General features: G+C 36.5%; 22 protein-coding genes and 1 pseudogene. 22 read left to right on the top strand and 1 reads right to left on the bottom strand.

Features of this window, described 5'->3' with window-relative positions; translation table 11 throughout:
- Window positions 1–20: 20 nt before the first annotated feature.
- The 8 genes from IPU53_RS17835 to IPU53_RS17800 all read left to right on the top strand — a co-directional run bounded on the left by IPU53_RS17835 (window position 21) and on the right by IPU53_RS17800 (window position 6,086).
- Window positions 21–461, top strand: a complete 441-nt coding sequence (locus IPU53_RS17835; protein ID WP_207452425.1) for a PTS sugar transporter subunit IIA — start codon at window positions 21–23, stop codon at window positions 459–461.
- 5 nt (window positions 462–466) lie between these two features.
- Window positions 467–736 (top strand): PTS sugar transporter subunit IIB, encoded by a 270-nt coding sequence (locus tag IPU53_RS17830; protein WP_207452424.1) that lies wholly within the window; start codon window positions 467–469, stop codon window positions 734–736.
- A 23-nt stretch (window positions 737–759) separates the two neighbouring features.
- The gene (locus tag IPU53_RS17825) at window positions 760–2,055 is read left to right on the top strand and encodes a PTS ascorbate transporter subunit IIC (RefSeq protein ID WP_207452365.1); all 1,296 of its coding nucleotides are present in this window, start codon (window positions 760–762) and stop codon (window positions 2,053–2,055) included.
- Window positions 2,056–2,132: 77 nt separating this feature from the next.
- Window positions 2,133–3,125: a phosphotriesterase family protein gene (locus IPU53_RS17820; RefSeq protein ID WP_207452364.1), complete on the top strand. Its 993-nt coding sequence runs from the start codon at window positions 2,133–2,135 to the stop codon at window positions 3,123–3,125.
- An 84-nt stretch (window positions 3,126–3,209) separates the two neighbouring features.
- The gene (locus IPU53_RS17815; RefSeq protein ID WP_207452423.1) at window positions 3,210–3,929 is read left to right on the top strand and encodes a creatininase family protein; all 720 of its coding nucleotides are present in this window, start codon (window positions 3,210–3,212) and stop codon (window positions 3,927–3,929) included.
- Between the two features lie 9 nt (window positions 3,930–3,938).
- On the top strand, window positions 3,939–4,667 hold the full coding sequence (locus IPU53_RS17810) for a KDGP aldolase (protein WP_207452363.1): 729 nt from the start codon (window positions 3,939–3,941) through the stop codon (window positions 4,665–4,667).
- The gene (locus IPU53_RS17805; RefSeq protein ID WP_207452362.1) at window positions 4,664–5,392 is read left to right on the top strand and encodes an SIS domain-containing protein; all 729 of its coding nucleotides are present in this window, start codon (window positions 4,664–4,666) and stop codon (window positions 5,390–5,392) included. The genes IPU53_RS17810 and IPU53_RS17805 overlap by 4 nt, the downstream gene beginning before the upstream one ends.
- 151 nt (window positions 5,393–5,543) lie before the next feature.
- Window positions 5,544–6,086, top strand: a complete 543-nt coding sequence (locus IPU53_RS17800; protein WP_207452422.1) for a class I SAM-dependent methyltransferase — start codon at window positions 5,544–5,546, stop codon at window positions 6,084–6,086.
- A 2-nt stretch (window positions 6,087–6,088) separates the two neighbouring features.
- Here the strand turns inward: IPU53_RS17800 and IPU53_RS17795 are convergent, their stop codons facing one another.
- Entirely contained in the window at window positions 6,089–6,766 is a 678-nt protein-coding gene (locus tag IPU53_RS17795) for an RNA polymerase sigma factor (RefSeq protein WP_207452361.1), read from the bottom strand.
- A gap of 91 nt (window positions 6,767–6,857) precedes the next feature.
- On the opposite strand from IPU53_RS17795, the gene IPU53_RS17790 reads away from it, so the two are divergent.
- The 14 genes and pseudogenes from IPU53_RS17790 (at window position 6,858) to istB (ending at window position 26,345) form a co-directional block, all read left to right on the top strand.
- The gene (locus IPU53_RS17790; RefSeq protein ID WP_207452360.1) at window positions 6,858–7,277 is read left to right on the top strand and encodes a VOC family protein; all 420 of its coding nucleotides are present in this window, start codon (window positions 6,858–6,860) and stop codon (window positions 7,275–7,277) included.
- A 253-nt stretch (window positions 7,278–7,530) separates the two neighbouring features.
- Window positions 7,531–8,196, top strand: coding sequence for an NAD(P)-dependent oxidoreductase (locus tag IPU53_RS17785; RefSeq protein ID WP_207452359.1), 666 nt, complete (start codon window positions 7,531–7,533; stop codon window positions 8,194–8,196).
- Between the two features lie 693 nt (window positions 8,197–8,889).
- Entirely contained in the window at window positions 8,890–9,366 is a 477-nt protein-coding gene (locus tag IPU53_RS17780; protein ID WP_207452358.1) for a transposase family protein, read from the top strand.
- Complete coding sequence (locus IPU53_RS17775; protein WP_207452357.1) at window positions 9,338–10,465, top strand: ISL3 family transposase; 1,128 nt, start codon at window positions 9,338–9,340, stop codon at window positions 10,463–10,465. Before IPU53_RS17780 ends, IPU53_RS17775 begins: the two co-directional genes overlap by 29 nt.
- A 217-nt stretch (window positions 10,466–10,682) precedes the next feature.
- On the top strand, window positions 10,683–12,263 hold the full coding sequence (locus tag IPU53_RS17770; RefSeq protein ID WP_242698392.1) for a helicase-related protein: 1,581 nt from the start codon (window positions 10,683–10,685) through the stop codon (window positions 12,261–12,263).
- On the top strand, window positions 12,256–12,654 hold the full coding sequence (locus IPU53_RS25045) for a hypothetical protein (RefSeq protein WP_242698391.1): 399 nt from the start codon (window positions 12,256–12,258) through the stop codon (window positions 12,652–12,654). Before IPU53_RS17770 ends, IPU53_RS25045 begins: the two co-directional genes overlap by 8 nt.
- A gap of 12 nt (window positions 12,655–12,666) precedes the next feature.
- Window positions 12,667–13,968, top strand: a pseudogene (gene drmB / locus IPU53_RS17765) (DrmB family protein); the annotation flags it as partial.
- A 183-nt stretch (window positions 13,969–14,151) separates the two neighbouring features.
- Complete coding sequence (gene brxF, locus IPU53_RS17760) at window positions 14,152–14,592, top strand: BREX-3 system P-loop-containing protein BrxF (protein WP_207452356.1); 441 nt, start codon at window positions 14,152–14,154, stop codon at window positions 14,590–14,592.
- A gap of 15 nt (window positions 14,593–14,607) precedes the next feature.
- Complete coding sequence (locus IPU53_RS17755) at window positions 14,608–18,309, top strand: DUF6079 family protein (protein ID WP_207452355.1); 3,702 nt, start codon at window positions 14,608–14,610, stop codon at window positions 18,307–18,309.
- A 15-nt stretch (window positions 18,310–18,324) separates the two neighbouring features.
- The gene (locus IPU53_RS17750) at window positions 18,325–21,120 is read left to right on the top strand and encodes a DNA methyltransferase (protein ID WP_313886519.1); all 2,796 of its coding nucleotides are present in this window, start codon (window positions 18,325–18,327) and stop codon (window positions 21,118–21,120) included.
- A gap of 13 nt (window positions 21,121–21,133) precedes the next feature.
- Window positions 21,134–23,071 carry a BREX-3 system phosphatase PglZ gene (pglZ, locus tag IPU53_RS17745; RefSeq protein ID WP_207452354.1) on the top strand — a complete coding sequence of 646 codons (1,938 nt, stop codon included), beginning with the start codon at window positions 21,134–21,136 and terminating at the stop codon, window positions 23,069–23,071.
- Window positions 23,068–23,781: a hypothetical protein gene (locus IPU53_RS17740; protein ID WP_207452353.1), complete on the top strand. Its 714-nt coding sequence runs from the start codon at window positions 23,068–23,070 to the stop codon at window positions 23,779–23,781. The genes pglZ and IPU53_RS17740 overlap by 4 nt, the downstream gene beginning before the upstream one ends.
- 262 nt (window positions 23,782–24,043) lie before the next feature.
- Window positions 24,044–25,606, top strand: coding sequence for an IS21 family transposase (gene istA / locus IPU53_RS17735; RefSeq protein ID WP_313886518.1), 1,563 nt, complete (start codon window positions 24,044–24,046; stop codon window positions 25,604–25,606).
- Window positions 25,596–26,345: an IS21-like element helper ATPase IstB gene (gene istB, locus IPU53_RS17730; protein ID WP_207452352.1), complete on the top strand. Its 750-nt coding sequence runs from the start codon at window positions 25,596–25,598 to the stop codon at window positions 26,343–26,345. The genes istA and istB overlap by 11 nt, the downstream gene beginning before the upstream one ends.
- Window positions 26,346–26,595 lie beyond the last annotated feature (250 nt).

The raw sequence follows: 26,595 nt of genomic DNA, 5'->3' as shown, positions 1-26,595 counted from the left end.
TGATAAGGTGAGTGAAGTTGATGAAGTTTTTGGAAGAAAGCATCGTAAAGATTGGTCTGGAAGTGGCCGATGCAGAAGGTGCTATTGAAGCAGCCGGAAATCTCTTAGTGGATGAGGGACTTGTAGAGAAATCATATACTGAAGCGATGAGGAATTCATATAAGGAAAATGGCCCTTATTTCGTATTGGCACCCAGCATAGCGATACCACATGCGCGACCCGAAGATGGGGTGAAGGAAGCATCCGTGTCTCTTGTACAGCTAAAGAAGCCTGTCGTATTCGGGCATTCCGCAAATGACCCGGTACACCTTGTATTCGGTCTTGGTGCATCATCAAGTGATGAGCACCTCATCTTACTGCAAAAGTTGACAACTTTATTAAACGACCCTGTTAATGTAGATAAATTGAGATCAGCTACAAGTTATGAAGATATAAAAAACATTTTGGAAATGGAGCGATGAACATGATTAAGGTATTGACTGTATGCGGATTAGGACAAGGAACAAGTTTGATTTTGAAAATGAATGTGGAACAGGCATTAGCAGATAAGGGGATTAGCGCAGATGTCGAACATACAGATGTCTCGACAGCTTCAAGTATGCAGGCGGATTACATCATCACCAGCAACGAACTTGCAGAAGGTCTCGTTGGCCATAGTGCAAAGGTCTTCATTGTAAATAACTATTTTGATATGGATGAGATAAACAAGGCAATAGATGAAAATGTCACAGATTAAATAGGTATTGGGAGGAATATGAAATGGATGTCATTTTTTGGATTGCCACGAATATTTTCGGACAAGCAGCAATCTTGCTAGGATTCATCGTCCTTTTAGGATTGCTGCTTCAAAAGAAAAGTACGAGTCAAGTAATCAGCGGAACTTTTAAAGCTGTCATTGGTTTTCTAATCATTAGTGCGGGTGCAGCTGTAATCACTAATGCACTTACGGTATTTGAGCCATTATGGAAGGAAGTATTCAACCTTTCGGAAGAGCCTCTCGGGAATTTCATGGGGCAAGAAGGGTTTAACGCGAAGTATGGCAGTGCTGTCACATTAGCAATGACGTTAGGATTTATCATTAACGTTTTACTAGCCAGGTTTACTAGACTTAAATTCATTTATTTAACTGGTCATATGATGTTCTGGACGACGACCATTTTTGCGGGTATTGTGATCCAGACCGCCGGTGATGTTTCATTTGGGAAACTCGTCATCTTTCTGGCTGTGTTCATGGGATTATATTGGACTATTCAACCGGCATTGACACAGCCTTTCATGCGTAAAATCATGGGCAATGACAATATTGCATTAGGGCATACATCCGCTTCTGTTTCATTGCTAAGTGCCCTTGCAGGTAAGTATCTTGGTAATAAAGAAAATGACTCTGAAAAAATCAAGCTGCCCAAAGGTCTGGAATTTTTAAGAGATTCCAATGTCATTACGGCATTGACAATGGGATTACTGTTTTTAATCGGTGCGATCATCATTTCCTTTAAAGATACACCAGGATCGCAAGCGTTGGTCGAAGCCGCTGGAGAACAGAACTTTATCGTGTACGCCATCATCCAGTCGTTCACCTTTGCCGCAGGGATTGCAGTTGTATTACTGGGTGTACGTATGTTTATCGGCGAGATGGTGCCAGCGTTTAAAGGTATAGCGACTAAAATCGTCCCTGGTGCGAAACCCGCGTTAGACAGTCCGGTTGTATTCCCATTCGCACCGAACGCGGTCATCCTAGGCTTTTTAGGATCATTCATCGGAGCCTTGATTTGGTTGGTTATTTTGGGAAATACAGTTGGTTACGTATTTGTTCCGACAATGATTGTATTGTTCTTCCACTCCGCGACTGCAGGTGTATTTGGTAATGCCACTGGGGGTGCCAGAGGTGCCATCATAGCTGGTTTCATTACTTCTACTGTCGTAGCTTGGGGGCAATTCATCACGGTGAAAATGCTATTGCCAGATACCATTCCGGATACGGCAATGTGGGCAGCGGATTCAGACATGTTTGTTTTAGGCCCAATCGTCCGTTGGTTGGCACAACTACTTTTCTAATATAAAAGTGAATAGGGAGATGCCCATTCTCCCTTTTCCCCTTTCAATTAAAAAAGTTCAATTCAGGAGTGATGAACATGAGTTTTATTAGAACAATGCATGGTGATATAGATCCAAAGAAATTAGGCTTTACCTATTCACATGAACATATTGTCTGCCGCCCGCCATATTGGGTAGAACATGAAGCGGATGATCTGCTCTTAGATGATAAAGAAAAGTCCAAGCAAGATGTACTGGATTTCAAAAATTTAGGGGGTCAAGCAATTGTCGACGCAACTGCAGTCGATTATGGCCGTGATGTACAAGCGGTAAAAGAAATTGCCGAGGAAACAGGGATAACCATCGTGGGCACAGCAGGATTCAATAAGAGCTTTCTATGGGATGCCCAAATACCTGAGCATGTGAAAAAGGTAGTCGGTGATTATAACAGGTATTATGAATGGATTGATGCCAAATCTATCAATGAGCTTGCTGATTTTGTCATCCGCGAAATTGAAGAGGGACTAGAAGGTACGAATATTCGTGGTGGCCAAGTGAAGTTTGGGACAGGTTACAACAGGATAACCCCTTTGGAAGAAAAGACATTGCGTGCAGTAGCGCGAGCACATCATGAGACCAAGGCTCCGTTGCATTCCCATACAGAAGCAGGGACGATGGGACTTGAGCAGGTCGAGTTACTAAAAAGTGAAGGTGTTAATTTAGAATATATCAGTTTTGGTCACATGGACCGTAATCCAGATCCATATTACCATGAAAAAATGGCACAAACAGGCGCACTGCTTTCCTTTGATGGCATTTCAAAAATCAAATATGCCCCTGAAAGTACCCGCATCAAGTGCATATTGAATTTAGTAGAAAAAGGGTATGAAGACCAAATATTGGTCAGTGGAGATACAGCTAGAAAATCCTACTACAAACATTACGATCATGGATTAGGATTAAAAAATATAATCGGTAACTGGGTACCGAGGTTTATAGACGAAGCAAATAAAAATGGCTTTGACGGCGAGATGTTAATTGATAAATTTTTCGTCAAAAACCCTGCACGCAGCTTTGCGTTTAAAAAATAAGGTCTTTGGTGTTACAGGAATTAGGTTGGCGTGACTTCATTTATAAAGAATGAAACTCTGACGAAATATGGTGGTGTAGGAGAAATGAACTTCCAATACGAGAATTCCTTTGATATAAAAGAAAAAATCAATCAATCCAACGTAGCCATTTTGCCAATTGGGGCTGTGGAAGCACATGGCCCCCATCTGCCACTTGGAACGGATAATTTGCTTGCCGAGCGGTTGGCGGCAAAATTGGCGGAGCGTGTAAATGGTTTGGTACTGCCGACATTGCCTTATGGCCAAGTATGGAGCCTACGCAATTTCCCAGGGAGTATTAATATAAGCAACAACTCTCTTATCGCTTTTCTTGTTGATATTGGTGAGAGCCTTTATAAACAAGGGTTCAGGACATTTGCGATGGTCAATGGGCATTTAGGGAACCAAACAGCATTGAAAGAAGCTGCACGTGTATTGTATGAATCTTGCCCCGAGATGCGTGTGTTTTATTTCTTCTATCCTGGCATGAACAAGGCCGCGTCTGAAGTCCGGGAAAAAGGTTCAGCACACAACACATACTTCCATGCCTGTGAAATCGAAACATCTTACATGCTTTATTTGGCGCCGGAACATGTGGACATGGACAAGGCGCTTACGGATATTCCGGACATACCGATGCATGCAGACTCAACGCCGACGCCCTGGGAAGAATTCACAAAAACAGCTGTCCTCGGTGATGCCAGCCTTGCAACCGAAGAAAAAGGAAAATATATAATTGACATTGCTCTGGAGAATATGTGCCAGATGATAAAAGAGAAGCGATAGAAGTAAGGAGTGAAGGTTTTGACAAAGAGACTTTATGATAAGTTTTTGTTTAACTTTTTAGCAAATGACCGTGACAATGCTGCTGCAATAATGGAGGCTGGTTCTGGTTATGTGGTCCCGGGAATTGTATCAGACAAATTTGAATCGATAGAAGCGGCTGCAGAAAAAGTTGCCGAATTAAAATCTGTAACCGAGCTGGTGAGCATCGGCCTAGGCGGTGGGGGAGACACAACCAATTGGAAAAAAGTATTGGGTATCGCTGTTGCTTCTATTCCGGGTCATATCAACCAGCCATTTGAAACCTCCCCATATGCCAGAGGATACTTGGAGGGGAAAAATATTCCAAAACAGTTAGTCAATGCGCTTGTTCAACCAACGGGCGAGCTTGGGACAATAAAGATGGCTAATTCCGGTAAAATTATCCGAGTTGAGGATTTCATTGAAATAGCTGTAGCACTTGGAATAGAAAGTATCAAAATGATGCCGATCAAGGGTACACAGCACTTGGAGGAGCTAATCCATTTGACTAAAATAGCAGCTAAAAGAGGAATTCGTGGAATAGAACCTGCAGGAGGAATCGATGCAAGCAATATCAAGGATATTATTGCCGGTGTAAAAGACATTGACATCGAATTGTTCATGCCACACATCTTTGGATCAACGATTGATAAAGATACGGAAGCGACAATTCCATCCAAAGTACGCGAAATCATCAGCGAGGTGAAGGGAACATTATGATCAATCAATATTTTAACAAAATCAATGAATTATTAGCTACTGTAGAAAAAAATGAATATGAGGCAATGAATAACACAGCCAAAAAAGTAGCCGATGTCATTCAAAATGGTGGAGTGGTTCATTTATTCGGTTGCGGGCATTCACATATATTGACTGAAGAAGTCTATTATCGTGCGGGTGGCCTAGTTCCCATCCATCCAATTTTGCATGAGCCGCTCATGCTTCATGAAGGTGCTTTGCGTTCTTCTGCATTGGAAAGAAAAAACGATTATGCGAAGGTATTTATGGAACAACAGGATATTCGTGAGAAAGATGTATTAATCGTAATCTCGACCTCGGGAAGAAATCCGGTTCCTGTCGATGTGGCACATATTGGCAAGGCAAAGGGTGCCTTCGTTATTGGAATTACTTCAAAGGAATATTCATCTAGCCAACCATCACGTCATACATCCGGGGAATATTTGTACGATGCAGTGGATCTGGTAATCAATAATCACGCTCCGGTTGGAGATGCACTATTGTCACACGACAAAGTAAAGGTGAACTTTTCACCTAGTTCCACTGTTATTGGCTCAGCCATTTTAAATGCCATTTTTGCAGAATCCATAAAGTATATGGCAGAAAATGGCTTTGAACCACCAATTTTCCTAAGTGGAAATATTGAAGGTGCTGATGGGCATAATCAGCGATTGATTGATATGTATAGTGAACGAGTAAAATTATAAGAGAAAGACGGCCTGTTACCATGGTTTGGTAGCAGGCTTGTTTAATCTGGGCACTGAAACGGAAAGGTATGATGGCCTGGAAATTTATTAAAAATGTCCGTTATATGTTCAGGGGTTTGGAATGTAGCAATTGAGCATGATGTAAAGGAATATACTCCGCAGCGGGAAAGTACTCGATGTTGGTTGTGGTCATGGAGAGTATACCAATAGTTGGTCTGATTATGCAGAAGAAGTGGTTGGATACGATATGACGGAAGGCTTTATTGAAACCGCAAATAAAAATAAAAGTCCCAATGTAAGGTACGTAGTTGGAAATACAAAAGATGGATTAGGGTTTCCTTTTCCAACAGATTACTTTGATGTCGTTTATACAAAGATAGGATCAACAAGTTGGTTTCCAGAAGGTAATAGGGTAGTAAAACCCGAAGGTACAATATTGTTACTTTATCTATACAATTGGATATCTGACATTAGAGATTATTATAAAGGGTGGATTGAACCGAATTCTAATGGAACAGAAACCCTTAACATAATAAATGCGAGGTTAGCAAAAAGCGGGTTTGAGGACATAAAGACCAAAACCATAAAGGAAATTGCTTATATACCTACTCCAGAAGATGTTATTAACTACATATTCTTTGGCCAGAGTAAAAAGTTTACTGATTATGTTAAAGAACAGTACTTATATTTGTAGTTTTACAACTTATTGTTTTGATGTATTTGTATAATGTTACCATCTGGATCAGATAAGAAAATGACATGATTAGTAATTGTTTTATTGCAATATACTTTATAATTTTCTGTTTCCAATAATCGGTAATAGTAAAATATATTATAGGGTTGGGCATTTTTAATGGAATAAAGAAGTTCTTTTATTAGCCGTGAATCATTAAATTCATTTATTATTGTTTCTTCATTTGATCTGTCGTTCTCTTTTAATCTTAATCTTGCCCTGTGTAATGCTGTTTTTACCGTCTGGTCCCTAACCCTTAGCATCTCTGCTATCTCTTTCGAAGTATACAGAAAGACATCTTTCAAAGTAATTAACATTGCTTGTCGAAATGGAAGAGTACTGTATAGGACTTCCAATAAGCTATCCCATTCAATAAAGTCTTTCGAACTATTATAATAATCATAAAGTTCAATGGAAATTTCCTTGTTTTTACGTTTTTGATCAATAAAAAGGTTTCTGGCGACTGTATAAAGAAATGTCATATTAATATGTCTGTGAGGCTCATTTTTTAAAATAATTATATATTTCATTAAAGTTTCTTGTGTTAAATCTTCAGCAATCCATTTGGAGGAGGTTAATGATTGGCAGTAGTGATACAATTTTAAAGTTATTTCTTCAAAGTTTAACTTTTGTAAATCCATTTGCTCACCGCCAAAAAATAATAAAAAAATGTAACTTTTCTCTTATTATAATCGTTTATGTATGAATTGAAAATAAGGAGTGGTGATATTTATGTTTAAAATTGGCGGTATTTTTATTCCAGTAACTAATTTGGAACGTTCGAAAAAATGGTACGAAAAGAACTTAGGAGTTTTAAAAGTTGATGAGTGGAGAGAAGAAGGTGAAGATCATGGTGTAGATTACATTTTTCCTAAAGACACTAAGGGACTTGCTCTAATCAAAGTTGACAAGCCTCAACCAACTGAGTTTACAATTAAAGGGAAGAGAAAGAATGCCTATTATAATTTTGTGGTTGATGATATTCAAACAGCATATAATCACCTCAAACGAAATGATGTTAAAACAACTGAAATACATGATTACGTTGTCATGAAGGGGTTTGATTTCTTTGATCCTGATGGTAATCCATTTAGTGTTGTGAGTGAAGAAGAGAATTCACCACTACATGAAGATAATTTAAAGAGTTTCTAAAATGATAGAATCATTTTAGAAAATTTCCTCACTGTAAAGTAAGTATATGCATAATTCAGAGTAACTATTTTTGTAAATCACTGTCAGCCCTTTGTATAACCACATTTGTTGCAACAACAAAATATGAAATATACTCTTATAACATTATTTATTAAGCAAATGATATGCTTCTCATAGATGTTTGTGGCTTATGTTTGCTCTTAACATACGATTTCCAAGTTTTGTTGGCGAACCCCAGTAGGATCAATATGATTTGTACTATAAACAAAACGAAAGTATGGGTGAGATGATGAATATTACAATTTTCGGCGCATCAGGTGCTACTGGACATGAACTGGTCAAACAGGCGTTAGCGCAGGGCTATCATGTGACCGCATTTGTGCGTAATCCATCGAAGCTACAGATTCAGCATGAACAGTTAAAGTTCATTCAAGGAAATGTGACTGACTACGCCTCGGTCGAACTTGCTGTACAGGAGCAGAATGCGATATTTTGCGCGCTTGGCGCTTCTTCTCCTTTGCGAAGGGATCCGGCACTGATTGAAGGTGTTGGCAACATTACGTTAGCGATGAAGAAGCAACACGTAAACCGATTCATTTATTTGTCCTTCCTAGGGGTTAAGGAAGGTCGTAAGGGATTAGGTTTCTTTATTAAATACATCGTTGTTCAATTGCTCCGTAATGTAGTTGCCGACCATGAGGTCAAGGAACAGATTGTAAAGAACAGCAATCTCGACTGGACGATCGTTCGTCCCCCCAGATTGACAAATGGCAACCAGACAGGCAATTACAGAAGTGGGGAGATTATTGAACAGCGTTCCTTCATTCTAACGATCTCACGTGCGGATCTTGCTGATTTCATGCTTAGGCAGCTGTCTGACACGAGTAATATAGGAAAGGCGCCGCGAGTCATGTATTGACATCACCTTTTCCTATCGATGATCTCTCAAATTTACCTCCCGCGATAATTGTGGCTGCTGAATATGATCCACCCGAGATGAAGGGGAGGCATATGGTAATCGGTTATAAGAAGCATGGGTACCCGATACTCTTACAAGATAAAGGAAGATGCATTTCTGGCTTCGAGCGCAATTGACAATTTTGTGATATGGGAGATAAATGTCATGAAAGATAAAAGAAATAAGCGTTCGATATTTATTTTACTCATTGTTATCAGTATACTTTTATATTCACTAATAGAAATCATTCATCAAGTTCAAGTTGGTAATTCTCCTAGAATTACAACTATCATCTTATTCTTATATGTAACTTTCACATTCTATATTTTCTTTTCAAAAAGGAAGAAGAAATAAGATGTTGTTTCGAGGAAAAGGCTTGAAATTGCTAATTAAGAATCCATTTTGATCGTTTTTTTATCAAGTGGATTTTTTTAGTGCGCCTGGTAGTGGTATAAATAAAGTTTTAATTTTTGAATTGAACAATAGAAAAATTCATTAAAGCATTAATCCATCTCATTATAATATAGTGATTAAGAGATTAAATTTTTTAACCAAATGTAACTGCTAAACTAGACTGGTTCTTACGCACTTTTGGTGATTAGAAGAGTTATGTTTTTGGGTATAGATTAGTAAAATACTAAGGAGTTGATAAAAGTGAGCACTTCTATCGTTGATCCGATTTCCTGTTTGGATGAGAATGCACAGATTATTTATGAAAAACAAACAGAAAGTGAACTCTTCTTTATTATTCAGATTGATTCAACTTTAGCTATCTGCCCCTCTTGTCAAAATTACTCAACTCGCGCCCACAGTCGATACTGCCGGAATGTTGATGACTTACCGATTTCGGACCACCATGTTCATTTTCAAATCCTTACTCATAAATGGTTTTGTGATAATCCTTATTGCCCAAAATCAATTTTTACTGAGCGCCTGTCGTGGCTTCAGCCATATAAAAGAAAAACTGATAGATTGGAAAAGGCGATTGAGAAAATAGCTTTTTCAACTAATTGCCTTACTGCGGAAAAAGTCTGCAGGGCACTTCAAATTCCTGTTAGTCACGATACATTGCTTCGCAGAGTTGAGGCAGTTTCATTCGAAAATGAAACATCTCCCTTTCGTCGGTATTGATGATTTTGCTTTCAAAAAAAGGATGACTTATGGAACAATTTTTGTTGATTTAATAACAAAAAAGCCGATTGATCTTTTGAAAACACGCAAGCAGGAAGACGTGACAGAGTGGTTGAAATCACATTCGAATATTGCACTAATTACCCGAGATGGCTCTAAATCTTATGCGAAAGCCATTACAGAGGCATCTTCATCTATAACTCAAGTAGGTGATCGATGGCATATTCTTCATCAACTTTTTGAAGCAATAAAGAAAACGATTACTAGTATTGTACCTTTGAAATGGAAGCCCCCTAATCCGGAACTGTCGGCTTCTAAGAAAGCTACGCCAATAGTGCCAGCTCGAAAGGATGAAACTCGTAGAATTCAAAACGAGGAAAAGAGATGGGAACGAATTCAACAAGTTCAACGTTTGTATGAACAGGGCTATTCCGTAACAGCCATTCAGAAAAAATGCCAGATTTCACGCGGAACAGTCTATAAAGACCTGAGACAAAAAGGAAAACCAAGCAATAAACGAGGAAGTCCATATCAAAAATACCGTCCACTTATTCACTCGCTCCTTTTAAAAGAACAGTCGAACACGAACCATCAAATTGAAAAAGTTTGTCGTTCAAAAGGGTATACAGGATCACTCTCTACTTTAAATGCGATGATTGCGGAAGAACGCAGGAATGCAAAAAATCTTGAACCAAAATCGTATTACTTCCGCCAAAAAATCATTAAGATCATCTGGGACTTTGAAAAGAATAATCATATAGAATGCCTTCGTCAATTACATCCCAAACTACTTGAAGTATTCCCTGAATTAAAAGTTATCGATGAACTTGTCGGTTCTTTCCGTAACTTGTTTTCAGAAAAAAGCATTGAATCTCTGGAATACTGGATGAATCATTATAACGAATCCGATTTATCTCATGTCAAATCCTTTATAAACGGACTCAGACAAGATCTGCAGGCAGTCAAATTGAGCGTTCAAGAAGAGTGGAATAATGGGATTACCGAAGGCCATGTAAACCGTTTGAAAATGATTAAACGAATAATGTACGGTAGAGCCGGTTTTTCCGTACTAAAAAACAGGGTTTTATATCAAATTTAAAAAACACAAAAATATTGCATTGATTCTACGAGTATCTTTTCACCAAGAGTGCGTAAGTACTTGACGGTTACAAGCTGAAAAGCCGCATCTTTACGGTACAGTTCCTTTTAGTATTGGATTATGGATTGGAAGTGACTCCTCTCCCAATCGACTAAAAGAAGCTAGTGAGAAATTAGAAGAATTAAAACAAGGAAAAGAAGTATTAAAAGGAAATCCGATGCAGCTTAACTCTTGTCCATGGTGTGGAACAACATTAACGACAGATGATTATGAAATCACGGAAAAAATGCAAAGAATCAGATGTCACCATCCTCTGTGTGAATTCCATGGGGAACAAGGACTCCCAGTTTATACAGTTGATGAAGAAATATACAAACAAGTACCGACCATAATCATTGGTACGGTAGATAAAATAGCGCAACTTCCTTGGAAAAATAATATGTATGAACTTTTTGGCCAAAAGAACTTTTATCACCCAGAACATGGCTTTAGATATGAAGACAAAGAATCAAAACGTGGATGGGAAAGTATAAATCGTTTAAAACCACCCGAATTGATTATTCAGGATGAACTTCATTTGATATCAGGACCTCTTGGATCACTAACAGGATTATATGAGGTAGCTGTTGATTTACTTTGTCAACAAGATGGAAAAGGTCCAAAGATTATTGCGTCAACAGCTACGATTCGTGGTGCAGAGGCTCAAGTCAGAGCTTTATATGGAAGAGATGTAACACAATTTCCCTTAGCAGTTCAGAAGTCGGATGATAACTTTGTTTCCTACTCTGTCAATACTACTGACCAGCCAGGACGATTATATGTTGGTATTTGTGCACCAGGAGTAAGTGGTAAAATCCAATCTATACAAACGTACGCAGCCTTGACTACGATTACACGTTCAGGTGAATCAGAGTATATGGATCCTTACTGGACAATGTTAGGGTATTTTAATACAGTGAAAGAATTATCTGGAATGTTGACTACTTTTAAAAATGAAATTCCTACTAGGTTAGACATGTTAGATAGTGACAAAGCATTTCCACATGAATTATATGTGGAAGAAATGACGAGTAGAAAAAAGGCTAAAGAAATACCTGAATTACTATCTAAAATGGAAAAAACGATGAAAGAAAAAGGAGCTCTAGATGCAGTACTTGCAACCAATATGATATCTGTTGGTGTTGATATTAATCGATTAGGAATTATGCTCATGCATGGCCAACCGAAAACCACTTCAGAGTATATTCAAGCTACCAGTCGTGTAGGTAGGGAGTTTCCAGGATTAGTATTAACGATATTTAACTCTATGCGTTCACGCGATCTATCACACTTTGAGAGATTTAGAGCCTATCATCAATCTATCTATCGTAATGTCGAAGCAATGAGTGTTACGCCATTTTCAATGGGCAGTCGGAAGAAAGGATTAACAGGAGCATTTATAGGATTTCATAGACAATCACTTATTGATATCAGCAAAGAAAAAAGTGCTAATAAGTTTCATTATTCACAACAAGTAGAGGAATTAAAACATCGGTTTCATTCGAGAATTAATAAAACAAACAATTGGGAATACGAAGAAGCGGAAAACACACTGACCGAATTCATTTCTTGGTGGGGGAATATGGCTAATAAGTATAATGAACAACTTAGTTATCGAAAAGATCAATATTCTAAAGATCATTTGCTTAAGCAATTTCAAGAGAAACCCAAAACAAAAGAATCTAGGCCTGCAATGATGTCTTTAAGAAATGTAGAAGGCGAGATAAAAGTGGAAGAGATGTGGTTAGAAGATGAGTAAAGATATGGGATCCTTACGTCCGTCACAGCTCCTTTATCATTTTGGTCCAGGATCCATTGTAGATATGATGGATCAAAGTGTAATGGTCATGGCTGCTGATTTATGGGATACACGGTATACACCTCAAGAAAAAGATGAACGGATTATTAGAGCGCTCGGTCATAACATCAATCATATTAAATTACTGAATGAGAGACCGGGCTCAGTAAAGGTGAGAGCAAGAGAATTTCCGAAATGGAAAATATGTCCGAAATGTAATATGATGACAGATTTTAAAAATAAACATTGTCATTTTTGTAAACAAGAGGGAGAAGAAGTAGAATTATATCCTAGTAGATTTATTGTGGCATGTAATCATGGACATATACAAGATTTTCCGTATATGGAATGAGTTCATAAAAATAAAGCATGTACGAGTGATAAACCTGTTCTAAAATTCATACGACATGGAGATAGTGGATCATTATCTGATTTAAGTGTGCAGTGTGTTAAATGTAAGGAAAAGCAATCATTAGGACCGATTATGAAAAAAGGAGCACTTCAACCGATTATAAAAACATGTTCAGGAGAGCGTCCGTGGATAGGGAATACCGAAGCTTGTACAGAAACAATGGAAACATATCTACGTGGAGCATCAAATATTTATTCACCTGCTGTAACTAGTTTCTTACAAATTCCACTTTCCGAACAAAATGTTGACCCTCTTGTTGAAGCAGTGAATGAAAATAAGATGTCACTACAGAAAGCAAGGGAAAAGGGAGAAGAAAAGCTTTCAAATATAATGGAAGTGTTGGACTTCAATGAATCAGATATAGAAAAAATTAAAAAGATACTCGATGGGGAATATGATGAAGAAATAACGTATGAATCGATTCGTAAACAAGAATGGAATACATTGATTCAAGGAGAAATTGATGATTCACATCACACGGGTTATAAATCAAACGTGGTAGATGTCCACGAGGGAATGAAACCTTATTTCTCATCCATCCATAAAATCGAGTCACTTCCGGAAATTCAAGTTTTACAAGGATTTACACGAATTGAATACTTGGATCGATTTGAAGTAAGTGAGAAAAAAGATTTGATTCCCATCATGAAGAATAAAAATACAAATTGGTTACCAGGGATTCGAAATAATGGAAAAGAAATTTTCTTTCAGTTTGATGAAAATAGTCTAAAAGACTGGGAGAGAACTACAAACCATTCTAAATATACAGAAGATACGATTATACGATTTAACCGGCAAAGAGACCAACTAGGCTATGCTACTTTACCAATTAAGAGTAGGCATTTGCTTCTTCATACATTTAGTCATGCCTTAATAAAAGAATTAGCTGCATACTCTGGTTATTCCACAACTGCCTTAAAGGAAAGAATCTATTGTAGCGATGTGATGCAAGGAGTATTAATCTATACTGCTTCCGGGGATTCGGAGGGAAGTCTTGGTGGATTAATTGAACAAGCCGATCCTGATAAATTATATCCAATTTTTATTCGTGCAATGGAACGTATGATGTATTGCTCTTCGGATCCGAACTGTTCGGAAGGACAATTTAAGTATCATTCAACAGCAAATGGTGCAGCATGCCATGCTTGTTCTTACGTATCAGAAACGTCTTGTGAATGGGGAAATCAGTTGTTGGATAGGAGGTTGTTATTGAACATTAATCCCGATGAAAATGTTGGTTATTTTCATATATAATAATTCTTAGGGTGTAGTTTATTAAAATCTACACTCTATTTGTTTAAGGGATGTTAAAATTACGATATACTTAGAATAAGTATAGCTATTTATACAAAATAAAGGAAATTTGCACTAGGAAATTGGGATTATATATAATTAATTAGAAAATATCATTTTAGCATTCAAAAAGGATGTTTTGACATGAATATACATAGTTTGAAAAATGATATTAGCCAGATTGATAGCTGGTATCATAAGTTGATTTTTATAGTTGATCGGAATGAGCAATTTCACTCGAGAATTCCTTTGCTTGATGATTATGAAAAAATAAATGTAAATCATGTGCTAAGTGAAAGCCTAATTAGTATTACGAAACAGGAATACCCAATGTATATTGATGAGCTTTTGGAGAAAGTTCTAAAGAGCAAAGAAAATATTTACATCTTACAACATATTGATATTTTATTTGATCCTATATTACAAATAAATCCAATTCGTCTACTAGAAAATCTAAGTAAAGCATACAAATTGATTGTTGAATGGCCTGGTAGATATGTAGGTGGCCAATTAATTTATGCAGAGTATGGACATCCCGAGTATTTTGTTAGTGATAATTTTGAAGGAAAAGTATATATAAAGTAAAGTGAGGAAATTGAGATGCTTTATTATAATGATTTAATTTCATTTGAGCCTATTGAATCGGTTATTCAATTAAGAGAGGCTGATGATAAAGAAAAGGCAATTTCACTATTGCAATCATATGTTATTTCTGATCATATGGCAGATAAGTTAATGGATGATATCTTTGAAAATCTCCAGTTTGAACGTATGGTTGATAACCGTGGAATGCTGATTGTTGGAAACTATGGATCAGGTAAATCACACTTAATGAGTGTTGTTTCTACTATAGCAGAGTTACCTGAATCTAGCCAGTATCTTCGTTATGAAAAGGTAGCTGAAAAAGCGAAAGAAATTGAAGGTAAATTTAAAGTGATTCGTGCAGAGTTTGGCGCCGTTACAATGTCTTTACGCGATATTATTTGCCAACACTTGGAGAAAGGACTAGAAAGAATGGGGATTGATTATACATTCCCACCTGCTGATCAAGTTACGAACAATAAAGATATGTTATACGAAATGATGGATCTATTCCATGAAGAATATCCAGATCAAGGATTACTCTTAGTTATTGATGAGTTATTAGATTATTTACGTAGTAGAAATGAAATGCAATTAACATTGGATCTCGGTTTTTTAAGAGAAGTAGGGGAAGTTTGTAGTAATTCCCGCTTTCGATTTATTTCTGGCGTACAGGAAATGCTATTTGATAATCCCCATTTCCGTTTTGTTGCAGATTCATTAAGAAGAGTAAAAGAACGATTTAAAGAAACACGGATTGTTCGTGAAGATATTGCGTTTGTTGTCTCCAAACGTTTATTAAATAAAAATGAGGAACAAAAAGCATTAATAAGGGAGCACTTAAGCAAATTTACAAAGATGTATAATGGTCTATCTGAAGAAATTGAAACATATGTGAATATGTTCCCGATACATCCAGCATATCTTGAAATGTTTGAAAGGGTAAATATCGCTGAAAAACGTGTTGCTTTGAAAACGATAAGTGATGAAATAAAGAAATTAATCCCAAAAGAAGTCCCAGAGGATGCTACTGGTTTTATTTCCTTTGACAATTACTGGAATTATATCATAGAGGACTCTTCACTACGATCGAATGATCGCGTAAAAGTAATTATGGATAAGGTGAATACACTAAAAGGAACCATTCAAAGTGGAGTGAAGCGTCAGTACAAAGCGATGGCTGAAAAGATGGTCGATGCTTTGGCTATATTTCGCCTAACAACAGATGATCTTAACACGCCAATCGGTCTGACATCTGAAGCAATGCGTGATAAGCTTTTTATTAGCTATCCAACATTGTTAGATTTTGATGAAGACGTAGCTGAATTCTTGAAAACAACGATTGATGCGGCGATGAGAGATTTGCGTAATGCAGCAAGTTTTCAATTTATCTCGTTGAATGATGAGAATGGTCAATATTATATCAATATTGATGAGGCTATACCTGTTGATGAATTGATTAGTCAACGTGGTGAAATGTTAGATAACAGTAAGTTAGACAGTTATTACTTTGATGTATTAAAAAATGCTACAGAAGTATCAGATAATACATATGTGCATGGCTATAAAATCTGGTTACACGAGATTCCTTGGATGGACCGTCGTGTCAAACGTCAAGGTTATTTATTCTTCGGTGCACCAAACGAACGCTCTACTGCACAACCTGAACGAGATTTTTACATTTACATGCTTCAAGCATTCGATGAGCCGAAGTATAAAGACGAAGAAAAAGAAGATGAAGTATTCTTTAGGCTAAAGAAAAAGAATGATGAATTTATTAAATTGCTACGTTTATATGGCGGAGCAACAGAAATGTACAATTATACAACAACAAATAAGAAACTATATCACCCTAAGATTTCAGAATACCAAAGAAAACTAGTTAAGTGGATTAAGGAGCATTTTGTAGATGCTTACGAAGTGGTATATAAAGGGAAAAGTGCTAGTGTACTAGACCATGGGATTTTCTTACCATCGAACCCAGATACATTAGTCGATTTAATTGATTCCGTTTCTCAGGATTTGTTAACTCAAAGGTTTGAAGTAAAGTATAGTGAATATCCAGTATTTAGAAAAATAGACCGTTCCTTTTTAACGAAAGGGAATATGCATACGTATGTAGAAGATGCCCTAGATTATTTAAATGGTAAAAGAAAAGCACAAGGTGAAGCAATACTTGACGGTCTCATTCTACTTGATCAAAATGGCAAACCTACTACAAGGAAATCTGCGTATGCAAATTGGGTTGTTGATTTGTTGAATCAGAAGGAAAGAGGACAAGTATTAAATCAGAATGAATTGATTGAAGTAATTAATACTGTCCAAGGTACTCCAGACCAGCGTCTTACCAGAAAATTTGATATGGAACCGGAATTACTTGTCGTTGTCCTTGGCGCGCTCATTCAAAGTGGCGAAATAGTGGTAACAATCGATGGGACAACATATGAAGCAATGAACTTCTCTGACTTTGTTCGATTACCTGTAGAAGATATTACTTATTTTAGCCACATCAAAAAGCCAAGTGGTCTGCCGATTCCAGAAATTCAGGGCTTAGCGGATATGTTTGATACGTTCAAAGTTGACTTTTCAGATACAGAGTCTGTCGATCGAGTTATTTTGCAAATAATTTCCGGAGCAAAAAGAGAAACAAGCCGGACGGTTGAGATGTTAGCAAATTTACGGGGGAAATTTCAAAAATGGGATGGCCCGTTATTTACACCTGAAGAAATAGAAGAATATACAGACCAACTAAACAGTTTAAATGAGTTTTTACAAGGTCTTCAAGTATATAATACTAGAGCCAAAATGGTGAACTTGAAATATGATGTAGCTCGAATTGAGCAGGAAAAAGGCCATTTAGAACTCATCAACAAACTAGAAAGTTTGCAGAAACGATTAATTGAGTACACGAAAGTCGCGGATTACTTAACAAAAGCAAGATACATTGTTTCTCCGAGCAAGGAATGGATTAACAATATCGATATTGCACTTGATAATTTAAGTATTGCATTGAAAAATGATGAAGATTGTTCTCGTGAAGTTGCTGATTTAGAACGTTTGAAAAAAGAATATATCGATCATTATCTCGGATTACATCAACGAAATAGGTTAAATGCAACGGAAAACAGGAAAAAAGCAGGTTTACTAGAGGATGATAGACATGATGCTATTCAGTTATTGTCAACCAGAATTGAATTGTTTCGAACAAGTAATGTCTTTGATGATTGGAAAGGAAAAATTCAGTCATTAAAGGATTGTTATCATTTAACAGCCGACAAATTAGAACATCGTCCAGAATGTCCTAACTGCCATTTCAATCCTAGAGAGGAATTGAATAGGGAAAAGGTATCGATAGAAGAATTAGATGAAGAACTAGATTCCATCCTTACGAAATGGACAGATACATTGTTAACAAACTTTAATGATCCGGTTGTAAAAGAAAGTATAGAACTATTAGAAGGAAATCAAAAACAACTCATTCAATCATTTATAGAAAATCAAGCATTTCAATTGCCAATCTCTGTTGAATTAATAAAAGTAATTAATATTGTGTTAAAAGGAATTCATCAGGAGAAAATTGACGTAGAGCAATTAGTCAAAGTTGTTGGAGATGGCAATCCGATCACGATACAGGAAGCAAAACATAATTTTGAGAAACTACTTAGAGCAATGGTTGGGAAAAATGATGAGAGTCGAGTACGTTTAACGGTTAAGAAGTAAGAGGAGGAAGGAACTGTGGATAAAGAATCAACACAATTGTCATTTGATGAAAAAAAGTCCCAAGCAGATAACGAACCTGTTGTCTGCTTAGGTATGACTTTTAAAAATGATGAAGAACGAAGAGAATATTTTCGTGAAGAACTTAGAAAAAAACTACCGGAACTGAAGAAAATTGAAGGTTTTCCTATTGGGGAAGATGAGGATATTATTGCATTGTCAGATCCTCCTTATTATACGGCTTGTCCTAATCCTTGGATGAATGATTTTATTGAGGAGTGGGAGAAGGAGAAGGTTACAAAATATGATAGAGATTTATATGAGAATTATCATAGGGAACCGTTTGCTGCTGATGTTAGTGAAGGAAAAACTGATCCAATTTATTTGGCACATAGTTACCATACAAAAGTTCCCCATAAGGCTATAATGAGATACTTACTTCACTATACAGATCCAGGAGATATTATTCTAGATGCTTTTTGTGGGACTGGTATGACAGGTGTCGCAGCATCTAGGTGTGATAATGAAGAGGATATACTTGCTATGGGGTATACTCTTAATGGTAAAGATATTTTCGACAAAAATGGAAACTATGTTTCAAAGCTAGGTAAAAGAAATGCTATATTAAATGATTTATCATCTGCAGCTACTTTTATTTCACATAATTATAACACTAAATTAAATATGGATACATTTAAAGAGGAATTTCTTAAAATAATTTCAAATATTGAACAAGATTATCATTGGGTCTACGAGACAAACCATAGAATTGGTGATAAAGTATTTAAAGGTATAATTAATTACGTTATATGGAGCGATGTGTTTTATTGTCCTTCTTGCTCTGATGAACTTGTTTTCTATGATGTTGCATTAAATTCACAGGGGAATAAAGTACTAGATAAGTTTAATTGCCCACATTGTGAGGCGGAATTATCTAAAAATGTCTTAGAACGTAAGAAGATAAGTTTTTTTGACCCGGATTTAAATAAAACAATCGAACAAACAGAGCAAATACCTGTGGGCATACATTATACATATAATAAAAAACGATATTTTAAAAGGATAGATGAAAATGATAAGGAAGTCATTAATCACATAAAAAATCTTACTATTCCTGCATGGTATCCTAAAGTTAAACTTCCTATCGGTAAAAATACAAATCAGCCACTTGTAAGCCATGGATTTCAAAATATCCAACACTTTTATACGAGACGAAATCTTTTTATTTTATCAATAATTAATGATAACATTCAAAAAATGGATGGATTTAGAAATATAGGTAAATTGGTACTGCAGTCAGTTGTATCTACCCTCACTTCAAGATTAGTTCGTTATAACCTAGGCAATAGAGGAAATGGAGTATTAAATGGTACTTTATATGTTTCTTCATTAAATGCTGAGAGCAATGTTTTTAATGTTATAAAAGGAAAAATTAATGATTTTTATAAAGCACTTAATGGTCACAAACACAATAATATCATTTCTCTTCAATCTGCTAATGCAGTAAAAATAAATGACAATAGTATAGATTATATTTTTACAGATCCTCCATTTGGGGCAAATATAAATTACTCAGAACTAAATTATATTTGGGAATCATGGATAAAAGTTGTAACAAATAATCAATCCGAAGCAATTATAAATTCCGTTCAAGGGAAAAAGATATACGAATATCAAAGTCTGATGGAGAAAAGTTTTAATAATTATTATCGTATATTAAAACCGGGTCACTGGATAACTGTAGAGTTTAGTAATTCTAAGGCTTCAATTTGGAATGCTATTCAAGAGTCTATTCAAAAAGCGGGATTTATTATCGCCAATGTTTCTGCGCTTGATAAGAAACAAGGTAGCTTTAAAGCAGTTACTACTACAACCGCAGTTAAACAAGATTTAGTTATATCTGCTTATAAACCAAAACAAGAGAATATAGAAAAAATCAAACAGCAACAAAATACAGAAGAGTCTGCTTGGTCCTTTGTTACGCAACATCTAGAGCAATTGCCGAAATTTTCAGGAAGTAAAGGTGAGGCAGTAGTCATCCAGGAAAGGACACCTCGTATCCTGTTTGATCGTATGGTCGCCTATCATGTTCAAAATGGATTACCAGTACCATTATCATCTGCTGAGTTCCAAGCCGAGGCAGCACAACGTTTTCCAATGCGTGACGGAATGGTGTTTTTAGAAAGTCAGGTAGCTGAATATGACAAGAAACGGACGTTGGTTAAGGAATTCTCTCAATTAAGCTTATTTGTTTCTGATGAAAACAGTGCAATCGAATGGCTTCGTCAACAATTAATGAAAAAGCCCCAAACCAGACAAGACATCCATCCAAGTTTTATGAAAGAATTACAACACATAGCAAAACACGAAATGCTTCCTGAACTAGATGATTTACTAAATCAAAACTTCTTAAGATATGACGGAGATGGTCCCGTTTCAAATCAAATTCTTACCTATCTAAGAAGAACATACAAAGATTTACGTGGTCTGGAACCAACTGACACAACCGTGGTTGAAAAAGCAATGCATCGTTGGTATGTACCAGATCCAAATAAACAAGCGGACTTGGAGAAACTCCGTGAGAAAGCATTATTACGAGAATATGATGGCTATTTACAGGAATTGGAAGGGAACAAAAAGAAACTAAAAACCTTTCGAACAGAAGCGATACGTGCAGGATTTAAAAAAGCCTACAGTGATAAAGATTTCGAGAGTATCGTTAAAATTGGTGAACGTATTCCAGAGAAAGTGATTCAAGAAGATGATAAATTGTTAATGTATTATAATAATGCTTGTATTCGTTTAGGTTTATAGGAGGGATTAAGAGATGTCGAATTGGCGGGATATCATATTAAGAAAATTTAAGAATCAAAGCAATTCTTTTCTTTTTGTTTACGATTTTGACCTTTTACTAAACGAAGAAGTTATCATAAATGATCTAGTTGAAAGTGGTTATCATGTTCTAAGATATGAAGACAGCATGACCTTTCGTTATATCTATGAACAAAAAATTCGTGGCAATGAAAAGAACGTAAAACTTATCGTCTTTGCCAATAAAGACATTTTCTTCCCTTATGAATTTGACAAAAAAGCATTGAAAATAAAAATCGATATTCAAACGATATTTCCTATGTTCTCTGCAAATATTATTCGGAATATGAATCGAGAGGACTTCGATGAGTTGTATCGACTTCATCATGCCTATCAAGGAACCTCATCGGAACAAGATACATTGGCTTTTATTATCAAAAGCTTTTATAAAATTCCTTATGAAATCATTGATGGAGAAATAGGATTATATAAAATACTGCTTTCTATCCATTATCAAAAGAAAGATATTCCTGAAGTGGTCAGGCAATTTTTATATAACAAGTGGAATCAAGTTCATGCTTTTAAAAATATACCATTAAAGAATATGATAGGAACGTCTTCATTTTTCTATCAATATCTAGAAGAAAAGTGGAAGAGTCTAGTTATGAAGGTTTCTAGTTTCAAGAAAGGCCAAATTAATGATTCTTTTGCCATTGAATACAGCAGCCCGTTAGCTGATGGTGATGTACGTCGCATGATAAATGATTTATTTTTGGATGGAACGTTGCAGAAAGTAAAAGGGATAGATGCTTCCAATTTTCCAGATTGGATGAGACCAGGTATTGAAGCGAAAGAATCAGGAGAAGATGTAGAAGGGAAACTGGATTATCTTTATGGAGAAATAATTAGCAAACTCGCCAATGCTAAAAGGTATAAAGACTGGATAAATATCATGGAATATCTAGCTGAATTCAAGCATTCGTCGATAAGTATTGGAAAAACGCAGGATGAATTGATCAATAAAGTTAATCAATTTTTTGAGGATTGGATGATGAAGCATTATCATTCTTTAACCAGCTTACCACCGTATCCGAAGCCGAAACTGGTTCATCATATTGCCCATGTAATAAATAATGATAAAAATGTTAATGAAAAAGTGGCGTTATTAGTATTAGATGGAATGAGTTATTTTGAATGGATGATTGTAAGGAAGTATTTAAAAGGGAAAGATTTTTCCTTTGATGAAGATGGTGTGTTTGCCTGGGTTCCAACCTTAACATCTGTGTCTCGGCAAGCGATTTTTACCGGAAATACGCCATTAACATTCGGTAAATATATTACAACAACATCTTCTGAGGAAAAGGGCTGGAAGGCGTTTTGGGAAGAAAATGGTGTTTTAAAACAATATGTCACCTATCAAAAAGGGTTAGGAGCGGAAGCTTACGATCGGACCAAGATAAAAGGTTTATCAAGAAAAGCTACGAAAGTGTACGGAGCTGTTGTAGATGTGATTGATCAATTTACTCATCATGCCGTACTTGGTGAAAAAAGCGTCCTATCACAATTACAATTGTGGTTAGAATCAAATTATCTTGAAAATTTACTGTCTGATTTACACCAAGCTGGATTTACGATCTACATTACATCAGATCATGGCAATACCAATGCAACAGGTATTGGACGGATATCTGAAGGAGTGTTAGTTGATCAAAAAGGAGAACGGGTCCGAATCTACAACGACCGTACGATTTACGATGATTCAGCAAATCAATTACCAGCAATAAAATGGCCCAATATCGGATTACCTGAAGATTATCATGTACTCTTAGCAAAATACGGACAAGCTTTCGTACCTAAGGGGCAGGAAATTGTTACACATGGTGGAATTAGTATCGAAGAGGTAATTGTTCCATTTGTTAAAGTTGAACCAATTAAGGGAAGTGGGTTGAATTGACCAAACCAGTAGGATTTGATCAAAAAGTTTTACTACATCATTTAGATTACACTGCAAAGCAATCCAGAAAGCTTTCAAAGAAAGATATGTATGCCGTCCTTGATGGTTATCTACGCGAAGATATTACAGGTGCAAAGTCACGTAAGAATGTGATTACGATGCTAATGAAAATTTGGTATAACGTTCCTCATCATATTACAACTATCAGAGATGAAGTGTTAATCGATTTTAATGACTTTAGCATAGGGGAACGATTATTTGCCAATTGGTGCATGACGATTATTGCTTATCCATTTTTTAAAGAAGTAGTAAATGAATTTGGTCGTTTATTTCAATTACAGGATACAGTATCTAGCATGTCCATTGGTAAACGAATGAAAGATTCTTATGGCAACCGAAGAAGAGTAGAAGTTGCTACTAGTGCTGTTATATCCAGTTTGAAAGCTTGGGAGATTATTCTGCCAAGCGAGAATAGATCATATATACAAAACGATAAGGTTTCCATTTCAACTCCGTTATTGCAAATCTTGTTATTTGAAACCGTCTTGTTTGTCTTGGATAGTGAATCATTGTATGTAAATACAATTACAAGTCATCCCTTGTTTTTCCCATTTCAATTTGACTTGAATTTACATGAGTTGAGGGAACGTAAGGATTATTTTACCTTCCATTATCAAGGTGTTGAAAATCTAGTCGTTGAAAGAGTGTAGAGAGCCTTATTCTATGTTGAATAAGGTTTTCTAAATCATTTAACAAAATAACCCACCGTAGATCGCATATGAAAATGCGTGGTGGGTTCTGTTATACTTATAGTAAATTCTTTAATGTTTACAGCCATCAAATTGACCCAGTGATGCCATCTTTTTGACCCACCTCGGACATGAATTTGACCCAACCAAGACATCACTGACCCACCCTCCTATATAATGAAGGAGCACATATGTGCAAATTTATTGTATAGGAGGTTTTTTTGTGGTTAAGTATCGAGAAATTTTAAGGCTTCATGCACAGGAAGTCACACAAAGGGGGATAGCTTCAAGCTGTGGTCATTCAAGGAACACGATTAGAGAAGTGATCCGAAGAGCAGAAGAGAAGAATATTCAGTGGCCACTTGAAAAGGACATGACTGATCTAGATCTACAAATGATTTTATTTCCTGAGAAAAAGGTTCCTTCGGACCATCGTCGAAAGCCTGATGGCGAGTATGTTCACAAGGAATTGGCAAAATCTGGGGTTACACTCTCCCTTTTATGGGACGAGTACTCTTTACAGTGCAGGGCAAGCGATGAAATTCCTTATAGTTATCGCCAGTTCTGTAGGTTTTACAACGATTATGCAAGGAAAACCAAGGCAACAATGCGCATTAAAAGAAAACCTGGGGAACAAATGGAAGTGGACTGGGCAGGTAAAACCATGCATCTCACGAACAATCTAACAGGAGAAGAGATTCCTGTTTATATCTTTGTTTCTATATTGCCATGTAGTCAATATGCTTATGTGGAAGGGTTCTTATCTATGGATATAGAGAGTTGGATTACGGCTCATATCCATGCTTTTGAATTTTGTGGGGGAGTTACAAGAATTATTGTTCCCGATAACTTAAAGACTGGAGTGACAAAGTCTTCTCGTACTGATCCAATTATTAATCAAAGCTATCAGGAAATGGCTGAGTATTACCAGACTACTATTATCCCAGCACGTGTACGTCATCCCAAGGATAAAGCAAGTGTAGAAGGTAATGTTGGTCATATATCAACTTGGATTATTGCTTCCCTTCGCAATGAAAAGTTCTTTTCTTTGACTGAGCTAAACAAAGCAATTAAAGAGAAATTAGATGTGGTGAATACAAAACCTTTCCAAAAGAAAAAAGGGAATAGGCAGGAAGCGTTCTTAGAAGAAGAAAAATTCGCATTGATTCCCCTGCCTCATTCACAATACGAGATTGCGAGCTGGGCAAAGACCGTTGTCCAGCCTGACTATCATGTGAAAATTGATAATAACTATTATTCTGTTCCCTATGATTATATCAAATGTACGGTAGACGTTCGAGTAACGAGAAATATAATTGAAGTAATTTATAAGAATATCCGGATTGCTTCACACAAAAGGTCAAATAAGTCAGGTGGGGATTTCAGTACGATTCCTAATCATATGCCTAGGGATCATAGAAAGTATGCGTCATTCGATAAGGATTTTATATTAGAGTGGGGTGCCACAACTGGCCCTTCCACCTTATTAACCATTGAAAGAATCCTAGAATCTTATCCTACGGAAAAGCAGGGATTGAAATCCACCTATGCATTAATGAAACTGGCAGATAAATACTCTATCGAACACATAGAGAAGGCGTGTGAAAGAGTATTGTCTTATACACCACGACCAAAACTAAAAAGCATACAAACCATCCTAAAAACAGGGCATGATAAATTGCCATTAGAGGAAACAAGCAAACAAATGAATACACAAAAAATGATAACGCTTACGGTTTTACTCGTGGCGCTGCTTACTACGGAGGGAATAAATAATGACAACTGATAACACCTTAACGAAATTAAATGAAATGAGAATGTCTGCGATGGCAGAAACATTTAGAGAGCAATTGAGAAATCCGGAATATCAAGAACTATCTTTTGAAGATCGATTTGGATTACTGGTTGATATTGAATGGTCCAGAAGGCAAAACAATAAACTTGATCGCCTAATCAAACAAGCAGAATTACGGGACACACAGGCATGTATCGAAGATATTGAATATCATCCGGATAGAAAGCTAGATAAGGCGCAAATTTTGCGGTTAGCAACTGGTAATTATATTGAAGAGCATCACAACATTATATTAATGGGTGCTTCAGGAAATGGTAAGACATACTTAGCCTGTGCATTTGGCATAGCTGCGTGTCGTCAATTCTATAAAGTGAAATATATTCGATTACCTGACCTCCTGGATGAATTGGCAATCGCTAGAGGAGAAGGAACATACAGAAAGGTAATGAAAAAGTATAAGAATGTCAACTTACTCATCTTAGATGAGTGGCTATTAACTCCGTTAAAAGAGACGGAAGCAAGAGATCTTCTTGAAATCGTAGAAGCACGCCATCAGCACGGTTCCACCATATTTTGTTCTCAATTCGATCCTAGAGGATGGCATGATAAAATTGGCGAAGGTACGCTGGCAGACGCCATTCTAGACAGAATTATCCATGATTCCTATAACATACTGATTGACGGTACAGTATCCATGAGAGAACGTAACGGATTGGCGGCAACAAAATGATTCCCGAGGAAGTAGAACTTCGTATAGCAAGGTATTTCTTTCATGTGTATTTACCTGAAGAAATAATGTAGGAAGTGGAAGCGAAGCTATTACCCCCATGTATTTGGACAGATGAAGAGGAATTAGACCACGATGAACTCGTTCGTTGGGCTCTTGAGATTATTAATAAACAACTAGACGGAAAACACTTTAAATAAGCTAAACAGCCATTGGAATGTTTTAGGTTTCAATGGCTGTTTATAAATTTAAT

Origin of the sequence: Bacillus sp. SD088 (assembly GCF_017355205.1) — a bacterium.
Taxonomy (GTDB): domain Bacteria; phylum Bacillota; class Bacilli; order Bacillales; family Bacillaceae_C; genus Lederbergia.
This window is presented reverse-complemented; position numbering and strand designations above follow the sequence as displayed.